Origin of the sequence: Streptomyces colwelliae (assembly GCF_048158785.1) — a bacterium.
In the GTDB taxonomy this organism is placed as follows: Bacteria; Actinomycetota; Actinomycetes; order Streptomycetales; family Streptomycetaceae; genus Streptomyces.
This window is the reverse complement of record NZ_JBLTJC010000140.1, coordinates 1-24,536: the sequence shown is the minus strand read 5'-3', so window position 1 is coordinate 24,536 and position 24,536 is coordinate 1. Positions and strand designations below refer to the sequence as shown.

The following is a 24,536-nucleotide window of genomic DNA, read 5'->3' as shown; positions in this document are numbered from 1 at the left end:
CCGTGATCGACGGGTTGCCGTCGAAGTCGGCCGCCGCGAAGTACCCGGTGATGACGCCGCCGAGCGAGTGTCCGCCGCACAGCACCTTGCGCTTGCGCAGCGGTGGAGGCCGGCCGGTCCGTGACCGACCTGCTCTCCGGCTTCCTGGAACGCGTCGGCGCGGGCGCCGAACCGGCCGCGGACCTGCTGCGCACCCTGCTCGCCCCGGCCACCGGTCTGCCCCTGCCTGCCTCCGCCGAGGGGCAGTTGACCCTCACCCTCGACCCCGGACTCGCCGGTCTCGGCGAGGAGGGGTACGGACTCACCGTCGCCCCGCACGCCGTACTGCTGCGTGCCGCGCACCTCACCGGACTGCTGCGCGGCATTCAGACGATCCGTCAACTCCTGCCCCCGCAGGCCCTGTCGGAGTCTCCCCAGCCGGGCGCACGGTGGCTGCTGCCGTGCGTCGAGATCACCGACCTCCCCCGTCATCCCTGGCGCGGCGCGATGCTCGACGTGGCCCGGCACTTTCAGCCCGTCTCCTTTCTGCGCCGGTACGTCGACCTGTTGGCGCTGCACAAGATCGGCCTCTTCCATCTGCATCTCACCGACGACCAGGGCTGGCGCATGCCGGTCTCCGCCTACCCGAAGCTCACGGAGATCGGCGGCAACCGCGCGGAGTCCCAACTGGGCCCAGCCGGAAGCGACTTGTACGACGGTGTCCCGCACGGCGGCTCGTACACGCGGGCCGAACTCACCGACCTGGTGAGCTATGCGGCCGCTCGCGGAGTCACCGTCATGCCGGAGATAGAGATGCCCGGACATGTGCGGGCCGCCCTCGCCGCCTATCCCGAACTGGGCAACAACCCGGAGCGCACCCTCGACGTCTGGACCCGCTGGGGCGTGTGCGACACCGTCCTCGGGGTCCATGACGAGGTGCTCGACTTCTGCCGTACGGTCCTCGACGAGGTCATGGACGTCTTCCCCTCGCCGTACATCCACGTCGGCGGCGAGGAGTGCCCCACCGCCGAGTGGACGCACAGTGTCGCCGCGCGCGAACGGGCCGCGGCGCAGGGCCTGTCGAGCCCCGCGGCGCTGCACGGCTGGTTCCTCGGGCGGATCGGCGACTTCCTCGTCCGGCACGGGCGGCGTCCGGTCGGCTGGGCCGAGACGGGTGCCGAACTGCCCCTGGACTTCGCGGTGATGACCTGGCGCGACTCCGCGCACACCCTGGCGGCGGCCCGCCGCGGCCACCCCGTCATCAGCGCGTATCACCGGGCGACCTATCTCGACTACGCCCAGTCCGAGGACCCGGCCGAGCCTCCGGCCCAGCCCGGTGGTGTCGTGGATCTGCGTGCCGTCCACGGCCACGACCCCGTTCCCGAGGACGCCGAACGGGGCGCTGCCGAGCGGGTGTTGGGCACCCAGGCCCAGTTGTGGACCGAGTTCGTCAGGACGCCCGAGCGCATCGAGTACCTCACCTATCCCCGCCTGTGCGCCCTGGCCGACCGTGCTTGGAGCGGCGCGACCGACTGGGCGGACTTCCGTTCCCGGCTCGACGACCACACGGCCCGCCTCGACGCGCTGGGCGTTCCGTACCGCCCCTGAGCCATCCCCCACCCCTGACCCGCTCACCTCTCAAGTACCGCCGCTGATCTGTCCGTTCCGGAATCACCCCACCTTTCTGGAGAGGCACGACATGAGACTCGACAAGAGGTTCGACACCAGGTTCGACACGAGGTTCGCGAAGAACAGACTGCGTGCCGCCGCGTCCGCCGCCGTGGCGGTGGCCATGGGCGCCGCCGCGCTCACCGCCATGCCGTCCACCGCGAGCGCGGCGGGCGACGGGCTGAGCGTCCAGTACCGCACCAGCGCCACGGGAGCCACCGCCGACCAGTCCGAGCCCTGGTTCAAGGTGAAGAACACCGGCTCCAGCACCGTGCAGTTGGCGAGCGTCAAGCTCCGCTACTACTTCAAGGCGGACTCGGCGAGCGCGAGTTACCGCTTCGCGTGTTCCTGGGCCGTCAAGGGCTGCGCCAACGTCACGGGCACCTTCGGCACGCTCGCCAACCCGACGGCCACGGCGGACCGTTACCTGGAGATCGGCTTCACCTCCGGCGCGGGCACCCTCGCGCCGGGCGCCGACACGGGTGACATGCAGCTGCGTTTCTACCAGTCGACGTGGCAGTCACTGGTCCAGAGCGACGACTACTCCTTCGGCGCCTCGCAGACCTCGTACGCCGACTGGTCCAAGGTCACCGCGCAGCTGTCCGGCGCCACGCTGTGGGGTCAGGCGCCCTCGGGCAACGACCCGACGAACCCGCCCACCGACCCGCCGACCGATCCCCCGGCCACCGGCGCCGCGCTGTTCGACGACTTCAACTACAGCGCCTACAACGACCCGAAGATCTCGTCGCACGGCTGGAGCGTGCGCTCCACGTCCGGCGGTCCCGGTGTCTCCGGTGCCACCTGGGCGCCCCAGAACGTCACGTTCGCCAGCACGAGCGGCAACTCCGTGATGAACCTGGAGACTTCGACGTCCGGCACCGGTGAGAGCACCAAGCAGACCGAAGTCGTCACCAACACACGGAAGTTCAAGAACGGCACCTACGCGGCCCGGGTCAAGTTCAACGACGCGCCCAAGTCGGGACCGGACGGCGACCACCTCGTGCAGACGTTCTTCACCATCAACGACCTCACGGCACCACTGGCGGACGACTACTCCGAGTACGACTTCGAGTACCTCCCCAACGGCGGCTGGGGCGAGACCTCCAACATCCTGTACACGACGTCCTGGGAGACCTACCAGGCCGACCCGTGGATCGCGGTCAACCAGCACACCGAGGGCCGGCAGAGCTACAACGGCTGGCACGACCTGGTGCTGACCATCGACAACAGCAGCATCAAGTACTACATCGACGGCCAGCTCTTCGGCACCCATGACGCCGCGTACCTGCCGGAGCGGCCGATGTCGATCAACTTCAACCAGTGGCTGATCGACTTCGGCGGCCTCACCAGCTCCACACCGCGCGCCTACGACGAGCAGGTCGACTACGTCCTGCACGTAAAGGACCAGGTCCTCACCCCGGCGCAGGTCGCCGCCAAGGTCGCGGCGTACCGGGGCGCGGGCACCACGTTCGAGGACACGGTGCCCAGCAGTTGATCACCCGGGGCGGCGGGCCGCGCACTCGGAGTACGGCGTCCGAGCGCGCGGCCCGCCGTCGCCTAAGCTCCGGCCCATGCGCGTAATGGTCTTGGAGGACGACCCCGAGCTGGGGCCCGTCGTCGCTGCTCAACTGCGGGGTGCGGGGTTCGCGGTGGACCTCGCGCGCACGCTGGCCGAAGCGGATCTCAAGCTCTCCGTCAACCGCTACGACTGTGTCGTGGCCGACCGCTCTGTCCCGGACGGCGACTCCCTCACGCTGCTCGCCGCACACCGCCGGGCGGGATCGGTGCTGCCCTTCCTGCTGCTGACGGCGCTGGACGCGGTCAGCGACCGGGTGGCCGGCTTCGAGCACGGGGCGGACGACTACCTGGTGAAGCCGTTCGCCTTCGCCGAACTGGTCGTACGCGTAAGGGCGTTGTGCCGTCGAGAGCAACCCGCGCGGCCCTCCGTCCTGCGGGCGGGCGACCTGGAACTCGACCTCCCGCGACGCCGGGTGACCCGGGCCGGGGTGCTGCTCAGCCTCTCGGCCAAGGAGTTCGCGGTGCTCGAACTGCTGATGCTGCGCGCGGGCGAAGTGGTGACCCGCAGCGAGCTGATCGAGAGCTGCTGGGACGAGGCGAGCGAGCCGATGTCGAACGTGGTGGACGTCCTGATCGGCCAGCTACGCAGACGGCTCGGCCCGCCCGATCCGATCGCGACGGTGCGCGGTGTCGGCTACCGCCTGGGCGGCGACGCGTGAAGCGCCGTACTCAGGCACCGGCCCCGTCACCCGCGGTGGCCCGGCTGCGGCGCACCCGCCGGCTGATGACCCTCCTCTTCGCGTCGACGACCGCGGCCTGTCTCGTCGTACTCGCCGTGGTCGCCATCCGCATCGATTCCGCGTCCCGCCGTTCCGGCCTCGACCACGAGGTCGGCAGTCGTGCGGCGGGGCTGTCGCGGGCGGTCTGGTTCGACGCGGGCGTCCTGCACCTGGAGCCGCTGCGCGAGGACGAACTCGCCCAGGGCGCACAGGTGTTGGCGGTCCTCCAGGCGGCACCGGGGAAGACACCGACGGTACGTAACGTCGTACCGGGGCGTTCGTCGCTGCCCGACACGGACCAGTTGGACGAGGTCTGGCACAGCGTCCTGGACGAGCAGGGAACGGTCCAAGTCAGCGCCTCCGCCGCCAAGGGCGGGCGGCTGCGATGGGCGGCGGCGCCGGTCTGGGACGACGACCGGATCGGGGCGGCGGTACTCGTCGGCACGGAACTGGCGCGCAGCGAACGCGATCACGGCCTCCTGGTGCGCTGGCTGGCCCTCGGCTGCACGGCGCTGGTGTGCTGCGCGGCGGCCGTAGGACATCTGCTGTCCGGTCGGGCCATGCGGCCCGCGCTGCGCGGCCTTGGGCAGCAGGAGCAGTTCCTGGCCGAGGCGGCGCACGAGCTGCGGACGCCGCTGGCGACGCTGCGGTTGGTGGTGGAGCGGGGCGGTTCGTCCGACGAGGCGCTACGGCTCGTGGACCGGCTGAGTCGGCTGGTCAGCGGGCTGCTCGCCAGGGCGCGGCTGGAGTCGGGGGCGCAGCGGGTCGAGCTGGTGCCGTTGCGGCTGGACCAGTTGGTGGAGACCACGGTCGAGGAGTTGCCGGACCACGACAGTGTGACCGTGACGGCCGAGCCGGTGGTGGTGCTCGGCGATCCGGACCTGCTCGCGCAGGCGGTGCGGAATCTGGTGGAGAACGCGCAGCGGCACGGGGGTCCGGCCGGTTCGCCGGTGGAGGTCGGCGTCGCGCCGGGGCTGGTCACGGTCCGCGACCACGGGGACGGCGTACCGCTCGCGGATCGGGAACGCGCGTTCGCACGCGGGGTCACCTGGACCGGTCCAGGCACGGGCACGGGCCTCGCCATCGTCCGCTGGGTCGCCGGCCTGCACCACGGCACCGCCCGCCTCACGGACGCCCCCGGCGGCGGCCTGCTCGCCGAACTCCGGCTCCCGACGGACCCGGCCCCGGCGTCCTCATCCTCATCCTCATCTCATGAAGGTCCCGGCACCGTGGGCGCATGAACGTATCGCGCAGCCCTTTCCTGCTGGTCACCACCACCGCCGTGACCATCGGCGCCGTGCTCGTCGGCATGGATGTCTACAGCGAGACCTCCACGCCGCCCGCCCCCCAGGTGGCCGTCCGCGTCGACCAGGTCGGCTATGTGCGCGGCGAGACGAAACAGGCGTACGTCATGGGACCCACGAAGGCACTCGCGGGGGCGCGCTTCGAGGTCGTGGACGCGAAGGACAAGGTGGTCACGGCAGGGCGGCTCGGTGCCGTCACCGGCCATTGGAACGCCAAGTTCCCGTCCGTACGGACCGTCGACCTCTCCGCGCTGAACACCCCGGGCACCTACCGCATCGTCCTGTCCGGCACGGCGGCCGGCCGCTCCCCCGTCTTCCGGATCGCCGACGCGAGCGAGTTGATGACCCCGCTCGTCCGGGACAACGTCCGCTTCCTTCAGGCGCAGCGCGACGGGGCCGACGTTGTGTCCGGCGGTCTGTCCCACGGCCCGTCCCATCTCGCCGACGAAAACGCGACCGTCTACGCCGACCCGCGCTACGACGAGGCGGGCGAGGTACTGCTCGACGACCGGCTGACCCCGACCGGTGCCACGGTCGACGTCTCGGGCGGCTGGTTCGACGCGGGCGACTTCCTGAAGTTCACCGGCACCACCTCCTACTCGACCGCCGAACTCCTGCTCGCCGAGCGGGACTTGCCGGACATGGAGGCGCTGTCCGCCGAGGCCGAGCACGGGCTGGAGTGGGTGGACAAGATGTGGGACGGGGACAGCGGGACGCTCTACGCCCAGGTCGGCATCGGCGCGGGCAACGACGCCGTACGGACGGACCACGACGTGTGGCGGCTGCCGGAGGCCGACGACCGGCTCGACGTGTCGCCCGGTGACCCGGACTACACGATCAAGCACCGACCGGTGTTCCGCGCGAACGAGCCGGGCGAGCCGATCACTCCCAGTCTCGCGGGACGGGTGGCCGCGGTGTTCGCCCTCGCCGCGCAGCGCACGGCCGACACGCACCCGGACGAGGCGCGGGAGTGGCTGGACAAGGCCGCCGCCGTCTACGACCTGGCCGACACCGACCACGACCCCGACCAGCCGCTCGTCACGGCCTTCCCGAGCGCCTTCTACCCCGAGGACTCCTGGCAGGACGACATGGAGTTCGCCGCTGCCGAACTCGCCCTGGCAGCAAGGGACTTGGGTGACGACCGGGAGGCCGGCTGGACCGGCGAGGCCGCCCAGTGGGCCCGGGCCTACCTGGACTCCGACGTCAAGGGCACCCTCAACGTCGCGGACGTCAGCGCCCTGGCCCACGTCGACCTGACCACTGCTCTGGACGGCGCCCGCAGCAACGGAGTTGGGGCTGCGGACCTGAACAAGGACCTGCGGCGGCAGTTGGAGGACGGGGTCGACCACGCCGGGCACGACCCGTTCGGGGCGGGTGCGGTCTACGACGACTTCGACGCCGTACCGCACACGTTCGGGCTGGTGGCCACCGCCCGCCTCTACGCCAGGGCCACCGGGGACACCCGCTACGACGCGTTCGCCGGGCGGCAGCGGGGCTGGGCCCTCGGTGCCAACCCGTGGGGAACGAGCTTCATGATCGGCGCGGGTGAGGTCTACCCGCACTGCCCGGAACACCAGTTGGCCAACCTCCGGGGCAGCCACGACGGGAAGGGCGCGATCCTGCGCGGCGCGGTGGTCAACGGCCCCAACGCCGCTGACAAGCTGGCCGAGTTGAACGGCTTCCCGACGATGGAGAAGTGCACCGCCGCCCCGCCGTCGGGAGCCTGGACCGACTTCGACGGCAAGGGTTCGCGCTATGTGGACGACGTGGGCGCCTGGCAGACGGTGGAGCCCTCGCTGGACTTCACGACGACGGCGCTGCTGGCCTTCGCGCTGACCGCGCGGGACGAGGACGCGTGACCGAGCCTCTGAGCCTCCTCAAGTCGCTTGGCGCGCAAGGGACATGGCGGTCAGGCTGAGCCCCATGACTGGAATCACGGGACTGAGCAAGAAGAACACCTTCGTGCTGACCATCCGGGACGCCGACGTGGTCGCGACGGCCCTGCGCCAGGCAGCAGCCGGGGCGTCTCCCGAGGAGCGCCCCGGCCTGGAACGCGCCATCGCTCTCGTCGAGTCCACCGCCGCCGCCAACGAAGGCCAATTGCACGCCCGTTGGGTCCGCTCCCGGCTGGCGGCGACCGGGTCCACCGGCGACCTCGACTCGGTCGCCGCGGTGCGGGCGCTGCGTCAGGCGGAACCGCGACTGAGCCTGCTGGCCGCGGTGCACCTCCAGAAGAAGGCAGTGGCCCACCCGGAGTGATCCGGCGGCCCCCGGTCACGCGGGGAGGCGGGGGCCGCCGGAGGTCTGGTGCCGCTCAGGACGTGAGGTAGCAGGACTTGCTCACGTTGGGCAGCGGGTCGGTGCCGAAGGCGGCCGTCGTGCAGGCGGCGGAGCCGGTGAACGCCTTGTAGAGGAAGCGGCCCCGGGCGCCGTAGGCGACGGTCTGCTGTCCGCTGAAGGCACAAGTGCCGCCTTCCGCAGAGCAGTTGGTGGCGTAGCCGACCGGGCCGCCGGTGGCGGTGTAACAGGCCTTCGACTCACCGGAGATGGGGTCACCGAATGTGGTGTCGGTGCACGCGGTGGCGCCGGTGGCGGTGGCCGTGGTGAACGCTCCGTAGGCGCCGTACATCACCGGCTGACCCGCGACGGCGGCACAAGTGCCGTTCTGGTCCGCGCACTTGGTCCAGCCTCCGGCCGGGGCTCCTGCGGGTGGGAGGTAGCAGGACTTGGCGACGCCGTCGATGGGATCGCCGAAGTGGGCGTTGGTGCAGGCGACGTTGCCGTTGGTGACCTGGTGGACGAAGTTGCCGTTCGCGCCGTAGGCGACGTCGCGGTTGTAGCCGGGCACGGCGCAGGTGCCGTTCTCGGCCGCGCAGGCGGTGTAGCCGGGCGGGCCGCCCACGTCGGCTACGTAGCAGGACTTGACGAGGTTGGCCGCCGGGTCGCCGCCGAAGGAGTCGTTGGAGCAAGTGGCGCTGCTGGTCACGGTCTTGTACGTGTACGTCCCGGCGCCGTAGGCCACCGAGCGGGTGCCGCTGAAGGAGCAGGTGCCGCCCTCGCCGGCGCACCGGGTGTAGCCCGCGCGCAGGGCGCCGGTGCCGGGTTCGGCGGGCGGCGACGGATTGCCGAGACCCGTGGCGGAGACGGTGTAGCTGCCGGGGGCGACGCCGGTGAGGTAGACGTAGGTGTCGTCCTGGCTGCCGCCGGTGATGCCGGAGGTGGGCGTGAAGGCTCCGTTGCTCCAGACGGTGGCGCCGTTCACGGTCACCGTGATGTCGCCGCCGAGCTTCGGGACGCCGATACGGCCGCTGCTGCCGGAGGGGCTGGAGAGGGTGGCCGAGTAGGTGCCGGCCGACGGGTCGCGCGACCAGGACGCGTTGATGGCGCCCTGCGGCATCGTGATGCGGCCCTGGGCGCTGGTCAGGTCGCCGGGGTGCGGGACGAAGCGGTAGGCGCCGGCCGACGACTCGGGAGCGGTGCCGAGCACGTCGAAGGTGAGCGTGGAGGTGGGCGCGGTGGACCAGCCGTGCGCGAGGCTCATGAACGAACCGCCGTACGCGAGACCGCCGTCGGACTGGATGCCCTCCCAGAACGTGCTCTTCGTGCCGATGTCGCTGTCGAGCATGTGACCCCAGGTGCGGCGGATCTGGTCCAGCGCGGTGAAGTCGTCGTTGGCGGTGAAGCGGGCGTTCAGCTCCATGCCGCCGGCGAACGGCGAGACGTTGCCGCCCCACTCCGGGGTGGTCGGGCCGTAGATGCCCCAGTTGTTGCCGAGCCCGGTGATGATGCTCTTCGACTTGGCGGTGGAGTCACTCAACCCGTACCAGACAGCTAGGGAGTTGCCGTCCTGCGGGTACAGCCCGCTGGTGGGGTTGTCCTTGTACATGCCCTTGGAGGCGTCCCACAGCAGGGAGTTGGCCGCGGACTTGATCGCGGCGGCCTTGCTGTTCCAGCTCGCGGCGAGCGCGCTGTCGCCCTCGGCCGTGGCGAGGGTCGCGCCGCCCCTGAGGGCGCCGTACAGCAGCGCGTTGGCGGAGATGTTCTCACCGCCCTGACCGACCCGGGCCCAGTCCTGGGTGCGGGTCACGTTGAGCAGGTTGTTGCCGTCGATCTTGTTGGTGATGAAGGTCATCCCGCGCTTGTAGTTGGCCCATTCGGAGTCCAGCCACGACCGGTCGCCGGTGTACGTGTAGTACGTGGACGTCCCCAGCAGCGTCCACGTGTGGTACGTGTCCGAGCCGGTGAGGTTGAACGGCGGCCCGGACCAAGGGATTTCGCCCGCCGAGGACTGCGCGTTGTACATCGTGGTGAGCGCGTTGCGGGTCGAGGTGAGGTCGTTCGAGTACGCGTACTGGGTGGGGACGGCGATGCCCATGTCGCCGGGCCACACCGTGCGGTCGCGCTTCGCGCCGTCGACCAGGACGGAGTCACCGACGCCGACGGTGGCGCTGTTGTCCCACGCCGAGGAGGGCGGGGGCCAGGCACGACCCTGGTTGGAGGCGATGGTGTTCAACTGCACGGTGTACGCCCCGGCGTACCAGATGCGGTTGAGCAACTCGTCGCTGGAGGTGAAGTAGTTGGGGTAGTCGGCCGGGTTCGACTTCCCCGGAGCCGCCGTGAAGTTGAGGCTGACGCCGTTGAGGTCCACCCAGCCCGAGCTGTCGAGAAAGACGGTCAAGTAGCGGAACCCGCCCCGGAGTTGGGCGGTGGGCACGGTGTAGGTGCCGTTGGCGGAGGGCGTGGCGTACAGGGCGCCGTCCTCGCCGTCGCGGCCGCTGCTGCGGTCGCTGTTGTTGCCCACGTACAGGGACGACTCGCTGAAGGCCAGGCCGACGCGTTGGCCGCTGGAGCTGACGCTGCCGAATGACAACGTTACCAATCCGCCGACTTCTTTCCCGAAGTCGAGCGTGATGGCCGACTGCGAGCCGGAGATCCGCGTCGCCTGTCCACTGAGGACGTTCGTCGGGTTCGCGATGCTGCCGGACGTGCGGTAGACGGCGGCCGGCTTGACGGTGCGCGAGGTCGGCGAGTAGTTCACGGCGTCAAGTGCCGCCTTGGGAGCGGGCGTCGCGGTCGCCGGCGCCGCCCCGGCGGACAGCGTGGGGGCCACGGCCAGCGCGGCGGCCATCGCCATGGTGAACCCAACTAGGCTGCCAGGTCTGGGCTTTCGGTTCTGCGGTGGCCTGCGGCGGCGCATGAGTGCCTCCCGGATCGGTGGGGGAACCAGCCGCTCAACTGGACAACCAGGACTGTGAATCGATTCAAAACGATCGACCACAGCGGCCTGGAGCCTGAGGAGCAACGGGTACGCGAGATGACTCGCCGAAGTTCGGACCGATGATGGGCGCCGGGAAAGCGGGTGTCAAGCAGTCGCGGCAGCCTTCAACTTCCGTGGAACAACCACCCCTTGCGGCATTGACAGGTTCGCGCCGAGCCGCTTCACTGCCTCGGAGACGGATACAGGTATGGACCATTGATCCAATGCTGAATCCATTCACGACCGGCATCCCCCCATCGTGAAATCGAGGCGAGTCCCGGTGTCCCCACACAGCTTCGACATCGTTGTCAGACCACGGCTCCTCAGCTTTCTGCTGACGGCCGCCCTCGCGTTCGTGGCACTGGTCCCGGTCGCGTCGCCGGCGTCCGCCGCCACCCAGGTGTGCGTCCTGGCCTGTGACACGCTCGACCCGTCGCAGGCGAAACAGGAAACGTTTCCAGTACCGGACAAGACACTCAACGGACGGCGCGTCCAGCTCCATGTGTCCGACGCGGACAACATGGCGTGGGCGAGCATCGACAACGGCACGGCCGGCGACGCGGTGTGGTTGGACCGGTCCTGGGACGGCGGCGCCACCTGGGACGGCCTGCTCGGCAAGGCGAGCATCCCGAGCACCTGGACCGGCACCAGGACGCTGATGTACAACATCACCGATCCGCGCAACCACAAGCGCGGCCTCGTCCGCGCCTGCGGCGACGCGGCCGGCGTGGGCTGCACGAACTGGGTCTACCCCACGGTCTGCGACACCGTCTGCGACGGCACGAGCGCGGGCCAGGCGGCGGGCGACGACCAGCCGATCCCCTCAACCACCCTCTACGGTCGGACAATTCGGCTGCACGTGGACCAGAAGAACGCGATGGCCTGGGCGGGTATCGACACCGGTGGCGCCGGTGACGAGATCTGGCTGGACCGTTCCTGGGACGGTGGCTCGACCTGGCCGGACGGCTCCTCCCTCGGCCGTACGAGCACCCCGTCCGGAGCGACCACGACCCGCACCGCGATGTACGCGACCCGCGATCCGCGCGGTCTCCTCTACGGCGGGGCGGTCCGCGCGTGCGGCCGGGAGGCGAGCCACAACGAGGGCAGCTGCACCGCGTGGTACCGGCCCGTACCGACCAGGGCTCGTGCCGCGGCGGACGCGCTGATGACGTCGTACGACCCCTACAACGGCTGGTGGCCCAGCAGTTGGTGGAACTCGGCGGCCACCCTCACCTCCGTCATCGACTTCGCGAAGACGACCGGCACGCACGACTACGACTGGGTCATCGCCCGCACCTTCGACCAGAACAAGGGCGTCTTCCCTGCTGGGACGCGCAGTTCGGACGCGATCGAGGGCGACTTCATCAGCCGGTCGATCGACGACTCCGGGTGGTGGGCGATCGCGTGGATCGACGCGTACGACTACACGCACGACGCGCGCTATCTCAACGAGGCTGTCACCATTGCCAATTACGTCCAGCAGTACTGGGACACCAGCACCTGCGGCGGTGGCGTGTGGTGGGACCGTGAGCGGACCTACAAGAACGCGGTGACGAACGGGCAGTACCTGTGGCTGACCACCGCACTGCACCAACGCATCGCCGGTGACACTGTGTGGCTCCAGCGGGCGAAGACCTCGGCCGCCTGGTACAAGGCCAGCGGGATGATCAACTCCTCGGGGCTGGTCAACGACGGGCTCTCCTCGTCCTGCGCCAACAACGGTTCCACCGTGTGGAGTTACAACCAGGGCCTGGCCATCGGCGCCTTCACGGAACTGTGGAAGACGACCGGCGACAGTTCGATGCTGACCACGGCGCGGACTCTGGCGGATGCCGCGATGAGCAGTTCGCAGCTGACGGTCGGCGGGGTGCTCACCGAGTCCTGCGATGTCGGCTCGGCGTCCTGCGACGACAACCAGAAGCAGTTCAAGGGCATCTTCATGTGGAACTTCGCCGACCTCGCGAAGGCGACCGGATCCAGCACCTATCGGGCCTACATCCAGAGACAGGCCGACACCCTGTGGGCGCAGGACCGGACCTCCCTCAACGCCCTCGGTGAACGCTGGGCGGGCACGAGCCCGAACCAGACCGACTGGCGTACCCAGGCCAGCGCGCTCGGAGCGCTCACGGCTGCCGCGGGCTGAGCGGCGAGGTGGGTGTCCGACACCTATCCGACACCTAAGTGAAGGGCAGCCTGGTCGCGTTCCTCGGACGCGACCAGGCTCCGCCGTGCGACACCACGCGCCCACCCGAGGAGCAGCCGATGAGCGTCACCCGCACGGAACTGTGCGATACGGCTCGGGCCGCGCGCGGTGCTCGTTCAGGAAGGTCAGTCCGGTGTGCCCGCCAGGTCCACCGCCCTACGGCGCAGGGAGAGGGCGGCCGGGGCGACCGCCGAGAGCACGGCGAGTACCGCGCAGGCGGCCACGGTCCAACCGAGTGTCGCCCAGGGGATCTCGACCGGCGTCCACACCGAGAGCAGGCCCAACGCGCCCCACATTCCTGCCAGGTTGAGCGCGGCGACCAGCGCCCCCAGCACACCGCCGACCACGACGACCGCCAGCGCCTCGGCGGCCACCAGGCGCAGCACCTGCCACCTGGTGGCCCCGGCCAGTCGCAGTAAGGCCAGTTCGCGGACCCGGTCGGAGGTCGCCATGACCATGGTGTTGGCCAGCGAGATGCCGGTGTACAGCAGGGCGATGCCCAGGACCAGCAGGAAGCCCGCCCGGGTCGTGCGGTTGGTCTCGGGGTACGTCGACCGCACCCACTGCCCGGTGGTGAACACCGTCGCGCCCGACTCCCGTACCGCGTCGCGCAGTTCTGCGGCTACGGCGGTCGCGTCGGCGCCGTGCGCGAGGCGTACGTCGGCCCGGTCGACGGGCGCGTCCGGGGCGTTGCGCGGTGTGACGTAGACGCCGTTGTCGCCGGTGCCGATCGTCATGACGGCGGCGATCCGCAGGGATTTCTTCCTGCCGTCGCCGAGCCAAACGTCCACCCGCTCGCCCACGGTGTGCTGCTCCCACTCCTCGTTGACGATGATCGAGTCGTCGTCCAGGTCGCTCGTCTTCCCGGCGACGAGCGGCAGCCGGGTGGTGCCGGCGAGCGGGCGGGGGTCGGCGGCGCGGGCCTCGGACCGGACGAGCGCCACCCCGTCCTCCAGGACGTACACGGCACTCGCCGAGGTCGCCGAGACCTCGGCGTCGGGGACGGCGTGCAGTTTCCTCAGCGTCGCGTCGTCGAAACCCGCGTCGCCCACGTCACCCGCGTCACCCGCGGAGGTGACTACGAAATCGGCGGCCGTCCGCGTGCGGACCTCGGTGGCCTTCGCCTCATTGAGGGTGGCGGTGGTGCCCAGCAGCGATCCCGCCAGCGCGACCGTGACCAGCACGGGCGCCGCGACGGCGGCGGTGCGCCGGACCCCGGCGGCGGCGTTCTCCCGCACCAACATGCCTGTGGCGCCAGGCAGTTGGGCTGGCAGCCAGGCGATCAGCCGGGTCAGCGCGGGTACCAGCACCGGCGCGAGCAGCGCCACCGCGGTGATCAACAGCATCGGGCGGCTCACGTAGGTCTTGCGATGCAGCAGGCCGCTCGGCTCGTTCACCAGGGCCAGGACCAGCGTCACCAGGGCGGTCAGCAGCAGCGCCGAGCCGGCCAGCCGGCGGCCCCGCGTCAGCGTGCGGGTGTCCACGGACGCGTCGCGCAGCGCCTCGGTGGGCCTGGTGCGCCCCGCCCGCCAGGACGCGGCCAGCACTCCGGCCAGCGCGACGAACAGGCCTGTCCAGAACGCCAGTTGGTAGGGCCAGGTGGAGTCGCCGATGGTGAACCAGCGGGGCGCGAGGCCCTCGTCGACCGTCCACTCGGCGAGCTTCGGCGCGCCGTAGGAGCCGAGTACGCAGCCTGCCGCCGAGGCGAGCACGCCGATCAGGAGGGCCTCGGAGACGACCGTGCGGCGGATCTGTCCCGGTGTCGCGCCGGCCGTGCGCAACAGCCCGAACTCGCGGCGGCGTTGGGCGACCGTGAACGCGAAGGTCGACGCCACCACGAACACCGACACGAATCCCGTGACACCGCCTGCCGTGCCGTACATGGCGTTCATCGCGGTGAGGGCCTCGCTGTCCCGGTCGGGATCGGCGTCGGCGTACCGGCGTGCGTCGCCGGTCAGGACCTGGACGCCGTCGCTGCCGCGCACCGCCGTGCGTACGGCCACCGGTCCTGCGTCGACGACGAGTTGGACGCTGTGGGGTGCCAACTGCGCGGCGCGCGCGTCGGTGTAGAAGACGGCGTTCTCGAAGCCGAGTCCGGCCACGGTGCCGACGACCCGCACGGTGCCGCCGTCGGTCCGCAGCCGGGTGCCCGGACGGAACCGGTCGCCGCTGACGACGACCTCGTCCGCGGCCTTCGGCGCTCGTCCCGCGTCGAGCCGGTAGGGCGCGAAGGCGGCGGTGGACCAGGGGTGGCCCACGAGATCGCCGGGGCCGCCCCGGGCCTGTACGGCGATGGACCGGTCCACGACCACGGTCCCGAGTTGCTTCAGCTTCGCGATCACGTCGGCGGGTACGGCACGTGGCCGTGCGAGCTTCCGGGTACGGACGCCGGTCGAGGTGCGCACCCGCAGCGTGTCCTTGCCCTTGACGACGACCGGTGCCGCTGCGAACCGCTCGGGCTTGCGGTCGGGTGCGTGCAGCGAGGACGCCAGGGCCAGCCCCATGACGGCGATCAGCGCCACGCCGAGGGAGAGGGCGACGAAGCTGCCGACGAAGGTGACCCAGCGGGTGCGCAGGGTGCGCAGGGCGGTGCTCAGCACGGTGCGGCCTCCAGCTTGGTCATGCGCGCGGCGATGTCCTCGGCGCCGGCGCCGATCAGCTCGCCGTTGACGCGGCCGTCGACGAGGAAGACGGCACGGTCGGCGTGGGAGGCGGCGACCGGGTCGTGCGTGACCATGACGACCGTCCGGCCCTCGCGGTCCACCATGGCGCGCAGCAGGCCGAGCACCTCGCGGCCCGTCCGCGAGTCGAGCGCACCGGTCGGTTCGTCGCCGAAGAGCACTTCGGGGCGGGTGATCAGGGCGCGTGCCAGGGCGACGCGCTGCTGCTGGCCGCCGGACAACTCCGTCGGCCGGTGCCGGGCCCGGTCGCCGAGTCCGACCTGTTCCAGCACCTCGCGGACCCGGGCTTTCGGGGGGCGACGGCCGGCCAGCCGCAGCGGCAGGGCCACGTTCTGTTCGGCGGTGAGCGAGGGCAGCAGGTTGAACGCCTGGAACACGAAGCCGATGCGTTCGCGACGCAGCAGGGTCAGCTCGGTCTCGCTCAGCCCGGTCAGCTCGGTCCCGCCGAGGGTGACCGAACCCGACGTGGACCGGTCCAACCCCGCCGCGCACTGCAGCAGGGTCGACTTGCCGGAGCCGGACGGCCCCATCACGGCGGTGAACGTCGCCTTCGGGAAGGTGAGCGACACCTGGTCCAGGGCGGTGACGGACGTGGCGCCCAGGCTGAACCGTCTTGTCACCGCGCGCAGTTGGACCGTTCCACTGCTCATGTGTTCCCCCACCAGTACCTGCTCCTCGGTTCGTCGGTGCCGTAACGAAACCGCACAAGTCCCTCGTGACGCACTACGGCCCGGACGAGACCTGAGGTAGGGCCAGGCCTACCTCCGATACGGACCCTGGGCCGATGGCACCCGACCAACCCGGCCGCCTACGGTCATGCGCATGCACCCTCGGAATGTGTGGCAGGCCATGTCCCGGCCGGGTTTCCTGTTGTCGTCCTGGCCCTGGCGCTCCGCCGCGTATCTCCTGACCGGCGCGGTGACCGGAGCCGCCGTCCTGGTGGGGATCGTGACGGCGGCGGCGGTGTGCGGTGCGCTCGCCGTCGTCCTGGTGGGGCTGCCGCTGCTCGTCGTGGTCGCCCTCGGCGGGATCCCGGTGGCCCTGTTGGAACGGTCCAGGCTGCGTCTGGTCGACCGCGACCCGGTGTCCGGCCGGCACCGGGTGCCGGCCGCGCCGGGGCTGTGGGCCTGGCTGACCACCCGGCTGCGCGAACAGGCGACCTGGCGGGAGCTCGGGTACGCGCTGCTGTTCGCTGGGCTGTTGTGGCCGGTCGACGCCCTGGTGGTCACGGTCGCCCTGCTCGTCCCGCTGTCCATGGTCGCCGCCCCGATGCTGATGGCCACGGTCGGCGACGGCCACGAGGCGAAGGTGCTCAAGCAGTGGACGGTCACCACCTGGCCGACCGCGTTCGGCGTCGCCGTGCTGGGCCTGCTCCTGCTGGGCCTGTGCGCCTACGTGCTCGGCATCGCGGCGGGCGCCCGCGCCGGGCTGACCCGGCTGCTGATCGCCTCCCGCGAGGGCGAGTTGGGCGCCAGGGTGGTCGAACTGGCCCGCTCCCGTGTCCGGTTGGTCGACGCCTTCGAGGCCGAGCGGCGCCGTATCGAGCGCGATCTGCACGACGGCGCCCAACAGCGCCTGGTGGCACTGACGATGGCCCTCGGGCTGGCCCGCCTGGACGCCCCGCCCGGCCCGCTCGCCGAGCGGCTGACCACCGCCCACCAGGAGGCGGGCGAGGCGCTGGCGGAGCTGCGCGAACTCATCCACGGCATCCACCCCAAGATCCTCACGGACTACGGCCTGCTGGCCGCGGTCGGCGACGCCGCCGACCGCTGTGTGGTCCCCGTCGACGTCGACCTCGAACTGCCGGGCCGGCCGACCCCGGCGGTCGAGTCCGCCGCGTACTTCGTGGTCTGCGAGGCGCTGGCCAACGTCGCCAGACACAGCGGGGCCGACCGCGCGCGGGTCAGCGGCGGCCACCGCGACGGACGCCTGTTCCTGGAGGTGCGCGACGACGGCCGGGGTGGCGCGGACGCCTCGAAGGGCAGCGGCCTCACCGGTCTCGCGGACCGGGTGTCGGTCCTGGATGGCAGACTTGCCCTGACCAGTCCGCCGGGTGGACCGACGCTGTTGCACGTGGAGTTCCCTTGCGAGTTGACCGAGGCGGCCGACCGCTCCGCGTAGTGCTGGCCGAGGACAGCGTGCTGCTGCGCGAGGGGCTCATCGGCCTGCTCGGCCGCTACGACCACGAGGTGGTGTCGGCCGTCGGGGACGCGCCGGCACTGATCGCCGCGGTCGAGGAGCACGCCCCCGACATCGTCGTGACGGACGTCCGCATGCCGCCCGCTTTCCAGGACGAGGGCCTGCACGCGGCGGTACGGCTGCGCGAGCAGCGCCCCGCACTCCCGGTCCTGGTCCTCAGTCAGTACGTGCAACGGACGTACGCCGCCGAGCTGTTGGACTCCGGCGACGGATCGGGCGTCGGCTATCTCCTCAAGGACCGGGTCGGCCAGATCGAGGAGTTCATGGAGGCCCTGCACCGGGTGGCGGACGGCGGAACGGTGGTCGACCCCGAGGTAGTCCGCCAGTTGCTGCGCCGCCGCCGCGATCCGCTGGAACAGCTCACCCCGCGCGAGCGCGAGGTGCTGGCACTGATCGCCGAGGGCAGGTCCAACGGCGCGATCGCCGCCGAACTGGTGGTGTCCGAGGCCGCGATCGGCAAGCACATCGGCAACATCCTCACCAAGCTGGACCTGCCCCCGACGGCCGGCACCCACCGCAGGGTCCTGGCCGTCCTCACCTACCTGCGGGCCTGACCGACCGAGCGCACGAGTGCGGGCGGTCGTACCGGATCACGACCCGCCACTCCCCCGGAACCCCGCACGCAACCGGGCCTCGGCCCCTCCGTCCGCGCCCGGATGCAAGTCGAGAGCGGCCAAGGCCGCCCCGAGCAACGGCGGATCCGCGCACACCACCGGCCGGACCCCCGGCACCGCCTCGGTGAGCCTGCGTTCGACGTCGTCCAGGAGTGCCTTGTGGCCGGCGGCCAACACGCTTCCGCCCAGGACGACTTCGGGGTCCGGGGAGACGGCGAGCTGGAGGCGGCACAGGACCGTGACCGCCATTCTCGCGATCTCGGCCGCGAGGCGTTCGACCAGCCCGGCCGCGATCTCGTCGCCCTCGTCGCGGGCCGCGAACACCGCCGGGCAGAGTTCGCTGAGGCGGAGTGCGGACACCTCGCCGTTGTGCAGGGCTGCGGTGACGTCGGCGACCGTCGCGAGACCGAAGTGGTCGATCACCGCCGCACGAAGGGCAGTTCGCGGGCCGCGGCCGTCCTCCGCCCGCGCCGCGTGCCACAGCGCCGACGTCCCTACGTCGATGCCGCCGCCCCAGTCCCCCGAGATCCGGCCCAGCGCGGCGAAGCCGGTGGTACGGCCGTCGGGGGCCACACCGACGCAGTTGATCCCGGTGCCGCAGACCACGCCGACACCCCAGGGGCGGCTGGCGCCGGCGCGCAGGACGGCGTAGGAGTCGTTGTCGACGCGCTGCGTGACCGCCCAGCGGCGGGCGCCGACGGCCTCGCGCAACGCCTTGATCTCGTACGGCAGATCGGCCCCGGCGAGGAAGGCCGTGATGCCGTCCACCTCGACGTCGGCCGCGACTCCGGCCGACGCCATCGCCTCGGCGCGCAAGGCGGCGAGTACGTCCATCGCCGCGTCGACGCCGACCGCCTGCGGGCGGAAGCCGCTGCCCCGCGCGCGGCCCAGGATCGTGCCGTCCGTCCTCAACACGGCGACGTCCGTCTTGGAGTTGCCTCCGTCGACGGCGAGCAACAGACCTGTGTTCATCAGGCCCACCACAGGTGTTCGCGGTTGGCGGCGACGAGCTTCGCCGCCAACTCCTCGGCGACCTTGACCTGCCCGACGAGCGGATGCGCCAGCAACGCCGTCGCGACCCGGTCGATCCCGCCGTGCAGGGCTGCTTCCAGGGCGAGTTCCTCATAGGCCGTCACATGCGCGATCAGTCCGGCGAAGAGCGGCTCTACGGCCGTGACGGGCAAGGGCGTCGCGCCCTGGGCGTCGATGCGGGACGGGACCTCGATGACGGCGTCGTCGGGGAGGAAGGGCAGGGTGCCGTTGTTGCGGACGTTGGCCACGCGGACGTCACCGGTGTCGGCGGTCAGGCCGTGCACCAGCTGGACGGCCGCCTCGGAGTAGTAGGCGCCGCCGCGCCTGTCCAGCAGGGCGGGCTTCTCCGTCAGAGCCGGGTCGGCGTACATCTTGAGCAAGTCGCCCTCCATCTCCGCCACTTGCTGGGCTCGGGAGGGTTCGCTCAGCTGCTCGCGCAGGACCTCGTCGTGGGCGTAGTAGTAGCGCAGGTAGTACGACGGGACCACGCCCAGGCGGCGGACCACGCCCAGCGGCATGCGCAGCCGGTCGGCGAGGGCCTGGCCGTGTTCGTCGAAGATGCGCGGGAGGACGTCCACGCCGTCGAGCCGCACCGCCCGTTCCCAGGTGAGGTGGTTGAGGCCGACGTGGTCGAGGGTGACGCGCTCGTGGTCGACGCCGAGCCAGTCGGCGAAGGTGCGTTGGAAGCCGATGGCGACATTGCAGAGGCCAACTGCCTTGTGTCCGGCGCCCAGTAGGGCGCGGGTGACGATGCCGACGGGGTTGGTGAAGTCGACGATCCAGGCGTTCGGGGCGCGCTTGGCGACCCGTTCGGCGAGGTCGAGGACGACGGGGACGGTACGCAGCGCCTTGGCCAACCCCCCGGCGCCGGTGGTCTCTTGACCGATGCAGCCGCACTCGTGCGGGAAGGTCTCGTCGACGTGCCGGGCGGCCTGGCCGCCGATGCGGAGCTGGAAGAGGACGGCGTCGGTGCCGTCGATGCCCGCGTCCGGGTCGGCGGTGGTGGTGATTTTCGCGGGGCTGCCCTGGCGGGCCAGGATGCGGCGCGCGAACGGCGCGATGACCGCGAGCCGCTCCGGGTCGGGGTCGACCAGGGCGATCTCGGTGACGGGCAGTCCCAACCGGGCGAATCCGTCGATGAGTTCGGGGGTGTACGTGGATCCGCCGCCGACAACGGTGATCTTCAACCTTTGACTCCTGTCAGTGTGACGCCCTCGATGAAGGCCTTTTGCGCGAAGAAGAAGACGATGATCACCGGCGCCATCGCGATGAGGGTCGCCGCCATGGTGAGGTTCCACTGCACCGCGTGGGAGGTCTTGAAGGTCGCCAGGCCCAGGGCCAGGGTCCAGTGGGCGGGCGTCTCGCCGGTGTAGATGAGCGGGCCGTAGTAGTCGTTCCAGGCGTTGAAGAAGGAGAAGAGGCCGACCGCGACGAGCGCCGGGCGCATCATCGGCAGCACCACCCGGGTGAGGACCCGGAGTTCGCCGCAGCCGTCGACGCGGGCCGCGTTGAGGTAGTCCTCGGGGACGGTGAGCAGGAACTGGCGCAGCAGGAACACCGAGAAGGCGTCACCGAAGAGGGACGGGAACACCAACGGCCAGATGGTGCCCGTGAGATGGAGCCGCGCCCACATCAAGTACATGGGGATGACGAGGACTTGGGGCGGCAGCATCATCATGGTGATGACGCAGAGGAACGCCGTGTTGCGGCCCTTGAAGCGGAACCGGGCCAGCGCGTACGCGATCGGGACGCTGGACAGCAGGGTGGTCGCGGTGGCGGCGACGGCGTAGATCACCGTGTTGAGGAGCCAGGTGCCGATCGGCGCGGTGCTGAACACCGTGCGGTAGTTGGTCCACTGCCAGTGGTGGGGCCACAGGCTGGTGGTGAGGGACTGGCCGTCGGTCATGACCGAGGTCAGGAAGATGAACACGATCGGGCCGATGAAGGCGCAGGCCAGGCCGACGGCGATGGCGTGTTCGGCGATCCAGACCAGGGTCCTGCGGCGGCCGGCCCGGCTGCGCGCGGCACGGTGGGGCGAGGCGGCGCGGCTCTGCCGGGCGGGTGCCGGGGCGTAGGTCGTCGTCATCGTGGCGGCTCCCCGGGGGTCAAGTCCTGCGCCGTCGTGGCGACTTGCCGATGGGCGAAGCGATACGTCATCGTGGCGGCCCCTCGGTGGGGAGGATCTCGGCGTCGTACGTCATCGCGGTGACTCCTCGATGTCGAAGCCGGAGGCGCGGCGGAGCAGGACGACGGTGAAGGCCATCGCCACCACGAAGAGCACCACGGCCAGCGCGCAGGCATAGCCCGCGTGGAACTGGTTGAAGCCGGCGATGTAGAGCTGTTGGGGGAAGGTGAGGGTGGAGCCGTCCGGATAGCCGGGCGCGGCCTGGATGTTGCCGTTGGCGACCTGCGAGGCGACCATCGCCTGGGTGAAGTACTGGAGTCCGGCGATGACGCCGGTGACGGTCGCGAACAGCACGACCGGGGAGATCGTCGGCAGGGTGACGTAGCGGAAGCGGTGCCAGGGGCCGGCGCCGTCCAGTTCGGCGGCCTCGTACAGTTCTGCGGGTACTTCGAGGAGTGCCGCCAGGAAGATGACCATCATCGTGCCGCTGCCCCACAGGGCGAGCAGGGTGAGGGCCGGTTTGGACCAGTCCGGCGAGTTGAACCAGAGCGGGCCGTGGATGCCGAGCAGGCCCAGGATCCGGTTCACCGGGCCGGAGTTGGGGTTGAACATGCAGACGAAGGCGACGGTCGCGGCGACCGGCGGGGCCAACGCGGGCAGGTAGAACAGGGTGCGGAACAGGCTCGCCCCGGCTTTCAGCCGGGCCGTGACCATGGCCACGCCGAGGGCGAAGAGCACCTGCGCCGGAACCATGATCACCACGAGCCAGGCGGTGTTGCGGACGGCGTGCCAGATCAGCGGGTCGCCGTCGAGCAGGTAGCGGTAGTTGCGCAGCCCCACGAACTGGGCCTGGGAGATCATGTTCGAGTTGGTGAAGGACAGCCAGACCGTCATCACCAGGGGGTAGATGAGGAAGACGGTGAAGCCGACCAGGCCGGGGGCGAGGAACAGCAGGACGCGCAGCCGGTTGCGGCGGATGCGTGCCCTCAACGGTGCTGGAGCGAGCTGGAGTTGGGTGGCCATGCCGCTCACTGCCCCAGCTTGAGCGCGGCGTTGTTCTGCTTGTCGACGGCGGCCAGGCCCGCCTTCAGGTCGGGTACGCCGCCGCTCTGCCACTTCTCCACGAAGTGACCGAAGTTGGTGAGGTAGGCGCCGCCGTCGCCGCTGGCCGGAGTGGTGGTGGTGAGCGGGTTCTTGTAGACCTCCAGGAACGGCGCGAAGTTGGGGTCCTTGGAGAGGCCGAGCGAGGGCGAGTCGAGCGCCGCCTTGGTGGTGGGGACGTTGCCGATCGCGTCGGCCAGCGTGGTCAGCGCGTCGGTGTCGGTGGTGAGGAATTTGATCAACTTCCAGGCCGCGCCCGGGTGTTTGGCGCCGCGTGGCATGCCGATGACGTTGCCGCCGACGTAACCGGCGCCGTACAGCTCGGACTTGCCGTCGGCGGCCGGTACCGCAGCGGTGCCGTAGTCGATGTCGGCCTTGTCGTTCTTGATGAACGCGTTGCGCCACTCGCCGTCGACCATCATGGCCAACTTGCCGGTCTCGAAGGCGTTCTGGGCGGAGAACTCGTCGCCCATGCCCGCCTTGAAGGTGACGAGCTTCTTCGCGCCGAACCAGTCGACGAGGCTCTTCTGCCAGTTCAGTGCCTGGGCGAAGGCGGGGTCGGCGCCGACGTTGGACTGGCCGTCGGCGGTGAGCCACTTGCCGCCCCAGCTGGGGACCAGGTGCTCGGTGAGCATCTCGTAGGCACCGAGGTAGGGCATGAACCCAGCCGTCTTGATCGAGCCGTCCGCGTTGAAGGTGGTCAACTTCTTGGCGTCCGCCGCCAGTTCGGACATGGTCTTGGGCGGGGACGTTATCCCGGCCTTCGCGAACAGCTTCTTGTTGTAGTACAGGCCGAAGGTGTCGGCGAGCCACGGCATGGTGCAGCGCTTGCCGTCGAAGGCGGTGTACGACTGGACGGCCTTCGGGATCTGGCTCAGGTCCACGTGGTCGGCCTCGATGTCCGGGGTGAGGTCCTGGAAGGCACCGCTGGAACACCAGCCGCCGACGTTCGCGGCGTTGAACGAGGAGGCCACGTCGGGGGCGGTGCCGCCGCGGATGGCCTGGTTGACCTTGTCGTCGGTCTGGGCGGCGACGGCCTTGACGGTGATGTACGGGTACTTCTTGTGGAACTTGGCCAGCACGGCGTCGACCGAGGCGATCTCGTGCGGGGAGCTGAGACCGTGCCAGAAGGTGATGGTGACCGGGGTGGTGTCGTCGGCGCCGGTGTCCGCCTTCGACGTGGTGCCGCCGGTGGTGCATGCTGCGGCCAGCAGTGCCGTGACCGCGAGCAGCGACGCGGCGACGGTACGGCGGGCGGCGCGGCGGGGGGTGCGGGTGGTACGGGTGACGGGTCCGCCACGGGACTCGGACATGGAACCTCCGGCGAATTCGCTTACCACTTATTGACCAGTGGGCACATGTTGGGGCACCATTTGGGCAGTGTCAAGCAAGCTTTCCCGAAGAAAAATGACCATCGGTATGGAAAGTTGGTAGGAATGGTCAGCGGTGAGAGCCGTTGGGAGAAGCGGGAACGCATCCGCACCCACCTCCTCGACCTGGTCGAGGAGACCGGGCCCGGCCGCCCCCTCCCGGGCGAACGGCAGTTGTGCGAGGAACTCGGGGTCTCCCGCCCCACCCTGCGCGCGGTGGTCGACGACTTCGTCCGTGACGGTCTGCTGGTGCGGGAGCACGGGCGCGGTGTCTTCGTCGCCCGCGCCAAGGTCGCCCAGCACCTCAGCGGCGCCGCCCCCGGGCAGGCGCGGGGCCTCGGCGTCGGCGGTGTGGACGGCACCTGGGCCAGCCGCACCCTGGACTTCAAGACCGTCGCCGCGGGCCCCCGGATCGGCCGCCGGCTGGGCATCGCGCCCAGCGAGCAGATCCTGCGGATCATCCGGCTGCGCACGGTGGACGGCGACCCGATGTGCGTGGAGACCCTGCACGTGCCGCACGCGCTGGTCCCCGGACTGACCGCCCGCGACCTGGAGACCGACTCCTTCTACCGCCTGCTGAGTGCACACGCGAGGATCTCCATCCACATCCCGGACAGGCGGCCGACCCCACCGTGGACCGCACAGTGAGCCGGACCTCGGTGTCCCCAAGAACCACTGCTTCGACAGACGCCCCAACCCCCGGAAG

Annotated in this window: 18 protein-coding genes; 10 read left to right on the top strand and 8 right to left on the bottom strand. The window is 70.6% G+C overall.

All coding sequences use genetic code 11. The annotated features are described in order from the left end of the window. The first annotated feature begins 120 nt into the window (after nt 1-120). The 6 genes from ACNFOC_RS26990 (at nt 121) to ACNFOC_RS26965 (ending at nt 7,507) form a co-directional block, all read left to right on the top strand. Nucleotides 121-1,587, top strand: coding sequence for a beta-N-acetylhexosaminidase (locus ACNFOC_RS26990; RefSeq protein WP_416961678.1), 1,467 nt, complete (start codon nt 121-123; stop codon nt 1,585-1,587). Between the two features lie 91 nt (nt 1,588-1,678). Next, nucleotides 1,679-3,142 carry a cellulose binding domain-containing protein gene (locus ACNFOC_RS26985; RefSeq protein ID WP_416961677.1) on the top strand — a complete coding sequence of 488 codons (1,464 nt, stop codon included), beginning with the start codon at nt 1,679-1,681 and terminating at the stop codon, nt 3,140-3,142. A 76-nt stretch (nt 3,143-3,218) separates the two neighbouring features. Continuing rightward, complete coding sequence (locus ACNFOC_RS26980; RefSeq protein ID WP_416961676.1) at nt 3,219-3,884, top strand: winged helix-turn-helix domain-containing protein; 666 nt, start codon at nt 3,219-3,221, stop codon at nt 3,882-3,884. Then, nucleotides 3,881-5,185, top strand: a complete 1,305-nt coding sequence (locus ACNFOC_RS26975; RefSeq protein ID WP_416961675.1) for a sensor histidine kinase — start codon at nt 3,881-3,883, stop codon at nt 5,183-5,185. Before ACNFOC_RS26980 ends, ACNFOC_RS26975 begins: the two co-directional genes overlap by 4 nt. Then, entirely contained in the window at nt 5,182-7,107 is a 1,926-nt protein-coding gene (locus ACNFOC_RS26970; protein ID WP_416961674.1) for a glycoside hydrolase family 9 protein, read from the top strand. Before ACNFOC_RS26975 ends, ACNFOC_RS26970 begins: the two co-directional genes overlap by 4 nt. 64 nt (nt 7,108-7,171) lie before the next feature. After that, nucleotides 7,172-7,507 carry a hypothetical protein gene (locus tag ACNFOC_RS26965; RefSeq protein ID WP_416961673.1) on the top strand — a complete coding sequence of 112 codons (336 nt, stop codon included), beginning with the start codon at nt 7,172-7,174 and terminating at the stop codon, nt 7,505-7,507. A 55-nt stretch (nt 7,508-7,562) separates the two neighbouring features. Here ACNFOC_RS26965 and ACNFOC_RS26960 read toward each other — a convergent pair whose 3' ends face one another. Further along, on the bottom strand, nt 7,563-10,382 hold the full coding sequence (locus tag ACNFOC_RS26960) for an alpha-L-rhamnosidase-related protein (RefSeq protein WP_416961672.1): 2,820 nt from the start codon (nt 10,380-10,382) through the stop codon (nt 7,563-7,565). Between the two features lie 403 nt (nt 10,383-10,785). Between ACNFOC_RS26960 and ACNFOC_RS26955 the strand changes: the two genes are divergently transcribed. After that, entirely contained in the window at nt 10,786-12,648 is a 1,863-nt protein-coding gene (locus ACNFOC_RS26955; RefSeq protein ID WP_416961671.1) for a glycoside hydrolase family 76 protein, read from the top strand. A 185-nt stretch (nt 12,649-12,833) separates the two neighbouring features. Here ACNFOC_RS26955 and ACNFOC_RS26950 read toward each other — a convergent pair whose 3' ends face one another. Together ACNFOC_RS26950 and ACNFOC_RS26945 are read right to left on the bottom strand one after the other, a co-directional pair. Then, nucleotides 12,834-15,308, bottom strand: a complete 2,475-nt coding sequence (locus ACNFOC_RS26950) for an ABC transporter permease (RefSeq protein WP_416961670.1) — start codon at nt 15,306-15,308, stop codon at nt 12,834-12,836. Continuing rightward, on the bottom strand, nt 15,302-16,039 hold the full coding sequence (locus tag ACNFOC_RS26945) for an ABC transporter ATP-binding protein (protein ID WP_416961669.1): 738 nt from the start codon (nt 16,037-16,039) through the stop codon (nt 15,302-15,304). Before ACNFOC_RS26945 ends, ACNFOC_RS26950 begins: the two co-directional genes overlap by 7 nt. Nucleotides 16,040-16,238: 199 nt before the next feature. On the opposite strand from ACNFOC_RS26945, the gene ACNFOC_RS26940 reads away from it, so the two are divergent. Together ACNFOC_RS26940 and ACNFOC_RS26935 are read left to right on the top strand one after the other, a co-directional pair. Continuing rightward, on the top strand, nt 16,239-17,510 hold the full coding sequence (locus ACNFOC_RS26940) for a sensor histidine kinase (protein WP_416961681.1): 1,272 nt from the start codon (nt 16,239-16,241) through the stop codon (nt 17,508-17,510). Then, complete coding sequence (locus ACNFOC_RS26935; protein ID WP_416961680.1) at nt 17,510-18,142, top strand: response regulator; 633 nt, start codon at nt 17,510-17,512, stop codon at nt 18,140-18,142. The genes ACNFOC_RS26940 and ACNFOC_RS26935 overlap by 1 nt, the downstream gene beginning before the upstream one ends. A gap of 36 nt (nt 18,143-18,178) precedes the next feature. Here the strand turns inward: ACNFOC_RS26935 and ACNFOC_RS26930 are convergent, their stop codons facing one another. From ACNFOC_RS26930 to ACNFOC_RS26910, 5 genes are all read right to left on the bottom strand, one after another. Next, nucleotides 18,179-19,174 carry an N-acetylglucosamine kinase gene (locus ACNFOC_RS26930; RefSeq protein WP_416961668.1) on the bottom strand — a complete coding sequence of 332 codons (996 nt, stop codon included), beginning with the start codon at nt 19,172-19,174 and terminating at the stop codon, nt 18,179-18,181. Next, nucleotides 19,174-20,421 (bottom strand): 6-phospho-beta-glucosidase, encoded by a 1,248-nt coding sequence (locus ACNFOC_RS26925; protein ID WP_416961667.1) that lies wholly within the window; start codon nt 20,419-20,421, stop codon nt 19,174-19,176. Before ACNFOC_RS26925 ends, ACNFOC_RS26930 begins: the two co-directional genes overlap by 1 nt. Further along, a complete protein-coding gene (locus tag ACNFOC_RS26920) occupies nt 20,418-21,320 on the bottom strand; it encodes a carbohydrate ABC transporter permease (protein ID WP_416961666.1) in 903 nt (300 codons plus the stop codon). Before ACNFOC_RS26920 ends, ACNFOC_RS26925 begins: the two co-directional genes overlap by 4 nt. Nucleotides 21,321-21,431: 111 nt before the next feature. Further along, nucleotides 21,432-22,382: a carbohydrate ABC transporter permease gene (locus tag ACNFOC_RS26915; RefSeq protein ID WP_416961679.1), complete on the bottom strand. Its 951-nt coding sequence runs from the start codon at nt 22,380-22,382 to the stop codon at nt 21,432-21,434. Between the two features lie 5 nt (nt 22,383-22,387). Then, nucleotides 22,388-23,773, bottom strand: coding sequence for an ABC transporter substrate-binding protein (locus ACNFOC_RS26910; protein ID WP_416961665.1), 1,386 nt, complete (start codon nt 23,771-23,773; stop codon nt 22,388-22,390). Nucleotides 23,774-23,896: 123 nt separating this feature from the next. Here ACNFOC_RS26910 and ACNFOC_RS26905 point away from each other — a divergent pair, with 123 nt between their 5' ends. Continuing rightward, nucleotides 23,897-24,478: a GntR family transcriptional regulator gene (locus ACNFOC_RS26905; RefSeq protein ID WP_416961664.1), complete on the top strand. Its 582-nt coding sequence runs from the start codon at nt 23,897-23,899 to the stop codon at nt 24,476-24,478. Nucleotides 24,479-24,536: the final 58 nt, after the last annotated feature.